A 913-nucleotide genomic window follows, 5' to 3' on the forward strand; every position below is an offset into this window, starting at 1 on the left:
CCCTCCCGGCGGGGGGCGCGGTCGGCACGGGCGGGGGGGGCGCGGGGGCGGGGCCGCTCGACCGGGATGTCCGGCGCCGCCGGCCCGGCCGCTCCGGCGCCCGCCGGGCCGCCCCCGGACCCGTACGGCCGGTCCCTCCCCGACTGGCCCTCGCCGGCCCTGCCGTCCGACACCCAGACCGGGCCGATCTACTTCGACGAGACATCGGCCGGGGCGACCTTCCGGATGGCACCGCAGGCCGCGGTCGAGCTGCGGCCGCGGGCGGACGTCGCCCCGATCGCCGCCGAGGCCGCCGCCCTGGCACCCGTACCGCCGACCGGGGTCCGGCCGCCCACCGGCCCGGCGGCGTCGCCGGACGGGCCTCCCGGTCTCCCGGCCGCGGGAGGAGCGCCCCCCCTCCGCCCCCGCGGGCGCCCGCTGCCGGGCCCGTGGACCTGCGGGCCGAGGCGCCGCCCGCGGAGGCACCGACGGCGGAGGCGTCCTCGGACACGGCCGCCGCGAGGTCGGGGTGGCAGGCGGATCCCGCGGCCCAGCGGGGCCTGCTGGAGACCGGCACCGCGCCGCGCTGGGTCTCCTGGGGCGTCCTGCCGTCCGCGCCCGAGGATGCCGCGGCGGGCCCGTCCGACTCCTTCGCCCCCGCGTCCTTCCCGGCACCCGCGCCGGTGCGGGCGATGCCCCCGGCGCACGGCGCGGCCACCGAGGCGCCGGCCCCGGCGGCCGACCCGGTCGAGCAGCCGGTCGATCACCTGGGCGAGGAGCCGGCCGCGGACCCCGGCGGCTCGGCACCGGTCGCCGCGGGGGTCGAGGCCCCGGCCGTCGCGTCCACCGCCGTCGCGTCCCCGGCTGTCGAGGCGGAGCCGGCCGAGCCCGCGACCTCCGAGCCCGTGACCTCCGAGCCCGCGACGTCCGGGAC

1 pseudogene is annotated in these 913 nt (G+C 83.5%); it reads left to right on the plus strand.

Annotated features, from left to right (window positions below):
• Positions 1-428: 428 nt before the first annotated feature.
• Positions 429-913 (plus strand): annotated as a pseudogene (locus tag ACFV0G_RS36985) (hypothetical protein); the annotation flags it as partial.

The sequence above is a fragment of the Kitasatospora sp. NPDC059571 genome (assembly GCF_042735675.1).
Classification (GTDB): Bacteria; Actinomycetota; Actinomycetes; order Streptomycetales; family Streptomycetaceae; genus Kitasatospora.